Here is a 5,211-nt window from a genome sequence, read left to right on the forward strand (position 1 = left end):
CCCTCATCTCACGCGCGAGATCGCCCGCCAGCTCGGTCATGTGCTGATCGCGCTGCCGCGTCTCGACGGCACGGGCGAGTGGGGCCGTCATCTCGGCGCCATCGCGGAGGAATGCGGGCAGGCGATCGCCGTGGTCGGCCAGGCGCTCTCCGTCGGCGGCACCATCACGGCCGAGGAAGTCCGCGCGCTGAAGATCACACGCGAGGTCGACGAGGCGATCGAGAAGCTGGTCTCGCTGCGCGCCGCGCTCGTGGCGCTGGAAGGCGGTGCCCGGTGAGCAAGGCGAACCGCACGAACAAGGGCATCTGCAAGGCCGACCGGAAGGCGGAGGCCGCGTGGTTGCGCCGCGAGGGCCAGCACCCTCCCCAAATCCGCGTTGCGGATTTGACCCTCCCCTCGAGGGAGGGTGGCGGGAAAGGGAGGAAGCGGAGATGACCGAGCCGCTGTTCGAGATCGACCGTCGCTTTACCTGGGCCTATGCCGGCGATGTGCTGACCGTGACGGATGCGGCGACCCCGGCTTTCGCCGGGGCAGGTGCCGCGATGCAGCTGCATGGCGATCTCGCCGGGCGCATCGCCGACGGGCTCCAGCATATGGAGATGGCGGGCACCCACATGCCGCCGGTGCTGTCGCTGCTCTGGCACGCGCTGGCGGCCGGTGCGGCCGGTCTCGTCGTTCCGGCACATGAGGCGCCCCCTCACCCTTCCGCGCGTGAGCGCGCTCCCTCCCTCTCCCCGCAGGGGCGAGGGAAGAAGGGCGCCGGGCATGCCTAGCCGCCTCACGCCCGAACAGGAATTGCTGGTCGCCATCGACCGCATTCTCGTCGCGCTGCCGGGCCGCGAGGCGCAGATGCAATCGGAACTGACGCGCCTGCTCGCCGTGCCGCTCGCATCCGGTCTCGACCGGCCGGTCTGGCTGGCACTACGCGGCGCGGCCGCCGCCTTCGCGGCTTGCGGCGAGGCGCATCCGCTGCGCGCCGAGCTGCGTCATCACCTTCGCGGCGCGCGCGAGCTGGTGCGCCGCGCTCTGCCGCCCGTCTCCGTCACCTATACGGGCGGAGCGCGGCCGAGCTTCGAACCCGGCGAGCGTTTCGCCCCGCCCGGAAAGCGGGGGCGCTAACATGGGCGAGGGGGGCACACAAAAGACGCGGGGCAACAGGCTCACGAAGCGCATCGGCACCGCGCGCGCGGGCAATCCCAATCAGCTTCACGAGACCGAGGAGGCGGGCACGCTGGCGCTCATCGCGCGCGAGGGGCGGCGGATGCGCGCTGTCTCGGAGCAGCTTTGGGAGCCCGCTTGCGGGCGCGGCCGCATGGCGCGCGTGCTTTCGGAAGCGGGCTTCGAGGTGATGGCAACGGATCTCGTCGATCGCGGCTATGGAGAGGGCGGCGTCGATTTCCGCACCACGCGGAAGCTCCGCGCAAAGATCATCGTGACCAATCCGCCTTACGGCGAGCTGGTCGAGGAGTTCATCCGCCATGCCGCCGCGCTCGGCGCGCTCTATCTCGCGCTGCTGCTGAAGTCCGACTTCTTCCACGCCACCGACAAGGCGAAACGCGACACGCTCTTCCGCGAGCTGCCGCCGTCCCGCGTTCACCCGCTCGGCTTCCGCCTCGACTGGACCGGGCAGGGGAGCCCGGTGATGAACTGCTCCTGGTTCATCTGGGACTGGAGCCGCGGCATGGCACGAACCCATGACCGCGCGCCCTCGCTCGGCGGTCCGCCCCGCGAACCCTTCGCTCGGCTTTATGCACCCGTGAGGAGGCATCCATGAACACGCGCGATCTTTTCGGCGGGCATTCCCGCGCGGAGCAACCGCCGCTGAAATATCCGGTGGAGCTCGAATGCGACGTGCAGGTCATCCGTGAGCTTTCGGTGCGCCTGACGTTCATCGCCGGCGGCAAGGAAATTCTCGAATGGGTGCCGCTGAAACTCATCCGCTTTCGCGGCAACGGCGAACCGCGCCTCGGCGCGCAGGTGCTCGACATCGAGCGGTTCAAGGCAAGGGAGATCGGTGCGTTATGAAAACGGAAACCGGAAGACATCGCGCGATGCGGACCGTGCTTCTGTTGCTCGCCGGGGCGGGGACGGGCTGCATCCTGATCGGCATCGCCGGCGTCGCGCTCGGCATGAGCGAAACGCTCTTCGTGATCTTCGCCGCCATCGCCATGGCGCTGCTTGGCCTCGCGCTGCTCTTCGTCGAGCAGGCGGCGGTGGCGCGGGAAGAGCGGGAGGCGGGGGAGGCAGATGTCCTCTTCGTCCGCTTCGCCGACGGGCAGCGGCGCCAGATCGCGGAAGCTTTCGGCGTGCCGACCTCTATGCTGATGGCGGATACAGACGTCGCGCCGAACCGCATAGAGATTCCCATCGAAGGGTGGAAAGAGCGCAGGGCGCTGGAAACGCAATTCGAGGCTGGCCACATGACCCGCGGCGAGTTTGACCGCCGCATGCGCCAAACCTTTGCAAAGCCCGATCCCTTCTCCCTCGCCCGCGACTGGTTCGCGCGCATGGCTTCCGCCATCCGCCTGCACGGGCGCCGCCCGTGACACACCGCGCGCTGGCCCGTATCGCCTTTGCCGACCGTCCCCGCCCGGCGCCGGTGCGCGAGGATGCGAGGCCGCGCTTCGCCTGGATCGCACCGGAAAAGCTCGTGGTCGACACGCGCTACCAGCGCGAGATCGGCAAGCGCGGCGAGGCGAATATCCGCCGCATGGTCGAGGGTTTCGACTGGGCGCTGTTCGGCGTCGTCACCTGTGTCGCTATTGGGGGGGGGGCGCTTCGCGATCATAGACGGGCAGCACCGGGCGACCGCCGCGCTGCTGCATCCGGCCATTCGCGAGGTGCCGTGCTGGATCGTCACGGCCGACGACGCCGCCCAGGCACGCGCCTTTGTCGGCATCAATTCGGCGGTGACGCAGATGTCGCCGATCCAGCTCTATCACGCAGGCGTCGCGGCGGGGACGCCGGACGCGGCGGGCGCGGAGAAATGCGCCGAAGCCGCCGGCGTCTTCGGGGCCGCCACCGTCTCGGCGATGCGCTTCAAGGGCATAGTGGACGGACTGCCGGAAGGCGCGAATGTGGATTTTGCCGCACCGCCGGAAGAGGAGGGCCGCGCGGAGCTGCGCTCCGGCCGCAGCCGCTTCCGCCTCGCGACGCTGGCGGTGAAGGACTATCCGGATCTGATGAGCGTCACGCCGGCCGTCACGCTCGCTCTGCCGAAAGGCGCGATGAAGCATCTGCTCTCGGCGCGATGGGCCGCCTCCTACGAGGCGACGCGCTATTACCTCAACGGGCTTTTCTTTCACCGCGCCGGCGACCGTCTCGCCGCCACCGCGACGGACGGACACCGGCTCGCCTTCGTGCCCGTGGATCTGCCGGACGCGGGCGAGGGCATGGAAGACGCGCCGCATGGCGGCGCCGGCTACATCGTGCCGAACGAGGCGGTGAAGGCGCTGGTGCCGCTGGTCGAGGACCGTGCCTGCCGGCTCACCTTCAGCGACCGCGCGATGGAAGCGGAGATCGAGGTGGCCGGCGACATCGGCCCCGTCACCTATCGCTCCAAGCTCGTCGACGGGACCTTCCCCGATTATGCCCGCGTGATCCCCGCGCGGGGCGCGCATGGCGGCGAGGCGGAGATCGACACGGCCCGCCTGCTGCAGGCGCTGAAGGCCTGCTCGGTGGCGCTCAACGCAGTCGAGAACGAGAAGCACAAACCGTCCCCGGGCGTGCTGCTGAAATTGTCGAACGGCGTGCTGCGCGTCGAGGCGAAGGGCGATTTCGGCGAGGCGGGCGAAGACGAGATGGATATCGGCTGGGCCGGCGGCGAAACCGCCTTCGGCGTGAACTGGCGCTATCTCGCCGCCGCCGCCGAGGCCGTCGACGACAGCTTGATGCGCCTGTGGCCCGGCGACGGCGGAGATCCGATGCGCATCGAACCGAAGACGGATGACGGCCGCGTCTTCGTCGTCATGCCGATGCGGGTATGAGGCAGGCGGCGCACGCCGTGCGCTGGAGGCGGCGGAGGGCAGGTGACACTTGTCATCATGGATGACCGGCGCCCTCCGCGCGCAAGGTTGAGGGAAAGGAAAGAGGATGAAGGACCGGGAAAAAATGGTCGAGCCGATGCGCAAGCTTCTCGGCGAGCTGACGACGCTCGAAGCGCAGGCGCATGCGGCCAGCGCAACGTGGTCGGCGATGGCCGAGAAGTTCAATGCCATGCGGGAATCCATCGTCGAGAAGATGACCGACGAAGGCGTGATCCTCGGCAAGTGCGTCGGTTGCGAGACGCTCCTCTTCGAAGGCGACAAGGGTTTTCGATATTCGGAGGGCGAGATGTCCTGCGAAGCATGCGCCTCGACCTATCAGGAGATGAAAGAGGAAGCCGAGGCGTCTCTCGCAGCGGGCGGACCCGACGACGAGTTCAGGGAATCGTCGGAGCGCATCCTGAAGTGTTGCGAGGAACACGTAGCGGCCGGCGGCTCGCTCGCCGAGAAATGGATTTGGGAGCTGTGACATGAGCGATGTTTTCCTGATTGGCAAAGGCGGGATCAGCCGGCTCACCGGACAACGCGGAGAAACGCCGCCATGTCCCGGCGCAAAATTCAAACGCGGCGACGTGGTGAAGGTCCGGCGCAACAAGGCGGTCGGGCATTTCCCACCCGAACTTGTCGTTCTGACGGCCGTGCCGCCGGGATTTTCACCGGACTGGGCCCTTGCCGATCTCGTCGGCGAGCCGCGCCCGCTCATGTGCCGTGTCGACGAGCGCGGCATCTCCTACATCCTGGCCCGCGAAGGAGACGCAACGCCCTATCGCTGCCGGGAGCGCGATCTTTTGCCCAGCGGAAAAGAGCCTGTCGAGATCGGATCGATCGGGAGGGAGGCATGACCGAGGCGCCGAAACCCCTGCACACCGTTCCCTGGCCGTCCTCGGAGGCGCTTTCACGCGCGGGGGACATGATCGCGGCGGGGTCGATCGCCGCCTCGCGCGCGGGCGTGCCGCCGCCGGAGGGCGAGCTGGACCGGCTGCTCTTCGAGGCGGGCCGCACGCGCGGCCAGGCGCTCGACATCGTGGCGAATGTCAAGGCGGCGCTCGACGCGGCGGCGGACCTCGTGCCGGCACGGGAAGAGGGCGCCATGGAGACGGACCGCGCGCGGACCTTCGCCGAACGGATCGGGTTGCTCGTCGCAATGGCGCGGGAGGCAGCGGCGGTG

Annotated in this window: 10 protein-coding genes; all 10 read left to right on the forward strand. The window is 68.7% G+C overall.

Annotation, left to right across the window (positions count from 1 at the left end):
- Positions 1-277, forward strand: a 277-nt coding sequence (locus tag Q8S60_RS00005; RefSeq protein WP_305668254.1) for a phage regulatory CII family protein, incomplete at its 5' end; no start/stop codon positions are given.
- A 154-nt stretch (positions 278-431) separates the two neighbouring features.
- Positions 432-773, forward strand: coding sequence for a hypothetical protein (locus Q8S60_RS00010; protein WP_305278643.1), 342 nt, complete (start codon positions 432-434; stop codon positions 771-773).
- Positions 766-1,119 carry a hypothetical protein gene (locus Q8S60_RS00015; protein ID WP_305278644.1) on the forward strand — a complete coding sequence of 118 codons (354 nt, stop codon included), beginning with the start codon at positions 766-768 and terminating at the stop codon, positions 1,117-1,119. The genes Q8S60_RS00010 and Q8S60_RS00015 overlap by 8 nt, the downstream gene beginning before the upstream one ends.
- 1 nt (position 1,120) lies before the next feature.
- Positions 1,121-1,774, forward strand: a complete 654-nt coding sequence (locus Q8S60_RS00020) for a hypothetical protein (RefSeq protein ID WP_305278645.1) — start codon at positions 1,121-1,123, stop codon at positions 1,772-1,774.
- Positions 1,771-2,025 carry a hypothetical protein gene (locus tag Q8S60_RS00025; protein ID WP_305278646.1) on the forward strand — a complete coding sequence of 85 codons (255 nt, stop codon included), beginning with the start codon at positions 1,771-1,773 and terminating at the stop codon, positions 2,023-2,025. Before Q8S60_RS00020 ends, Q8S60_RS00025 begins: the two co-directional genes overlap by 4 nt.
- 26 nt (positions 2,026-2,051) lie before the next feature.
- A complete protein-coding gene (locus Q8S60_RS00030; RefSeq protein WP_305278647.1) occupies positions 2,052-2,546 on the forward strand; it encodes a hypothetical protein in 495 nt (164 codons plus the stop codon).
- Positions 2,547-2,753: 207 nt separating this feature from the next.
- The gene (locus Q8S60_RS00035; RefSeq protein ID WP_305278648.1) at positions 2,754-3,986 is read left to right on the forward strand and encodes a hypothetical protein; all 1,233 of its coding nucleotides are present in this window, start codon (positions 2,754-2,756) and stop codon (positions 3,984-3,986) included.
- Positions 3,987-4,092: 106 nt separating this feature from the next.
- Positions 4,093-4,512 (forward strand): hypothetical protein, encoded by a 420-nt coding sequence (locus tag Q8S60_RS00040; RefSeq protein WP_305278649.1) that lies wholly within the window; start codon positions 4,093-4,095, stop codon positions 4,510-4,512.
- A 1-nt stretch (position 4,513) separates the two neighbouring features.
- The gene (locus Q8S60_RS00045) at positions 4,514-4,885 is read left to right on the forward strand and encodes a hypothetical protein (protein WP_305278650.1); all 372 of its coding nucleotides are present in this window, start codon (positions 4,514-4,516) and stop codon (positions 4,883-4,885) included.
- Positions 4,882-5,211, forward strand: a 330-nt coding sequence (locus tag Q8S60_RS00050) for a hypothetical protein (protein WP_305668255.1), incomplete at its 3' end; no start/stop codon positions are given. The genes Q8S60_RS00045 and Q8S60_RS00050, both read left to right, overlap by 4 nt.

The sequence above is a fragment of the Parvibaculum sp. genome (assembly GCF_030694575.1).
Lineage (GTDB): Bacteria > Pseudomonadota > Alphaproteobacteria > Parvibaculales > Parvibaculaceae > Parvibaculum.

What these genes read in the sequence shown, in the direction of transcription:
- Q8S60_RS00010 (WP_305278643.1), top strand. Translation starts at nt 432, where the DNA reads ATGACCGAGCCGCTGTTCGAGATCGACCGTCGCTTTACCTGGGCCTAT.
- Q8S60_RS00015 (WP_305278644.1), top strand. Translation starts at nt 766, where the DNA reads ATGCCTAGCCGCCTCACGCCCGAACAGGAATTGCTGGTCGCCATCGAC.
- Q8S60_RS00020 (WP_305278645.1), top strand. Translation starts at nt 1,121, where the DNA reads ATGGGCGAGGGGGGCACACAAAAGACGCGGGGCAACAGGCTCACGAAG.
- Q8S60_RS00025 (WP_305278646.1), top strand. Translation starts at nt 1,771, where the DNA reads ATGAACACGCGCGATCTTTTCGGCGGGCATTCCCGCGCGGAGCAACCG.
- Q8S60_RS00030 (WP_305278647.1), top strand. Translation starts at nt 2,052, where the DNA reads ATGCGGACCGTGCTTCTGTTGCTCGCCGGGGCGGGGACGGGCTGCATC.
- Q8S60_RS00040 (WP_305278649.1), top strand. Translation starts at nt 4,093, where the DNA reads ATGAAGGACCGGGAAAAAATGGTCGAGCCGATGCGCAAGCTTCTCGGC.
- Q8S60_RS00045 (WP_305278650.1), top strand. Translation starts at nt 4,514, where the DNA reads ATGAGCGATGTTTTCCTGATTGGCAAAGGCGGGATCAGCCGGCTCACC.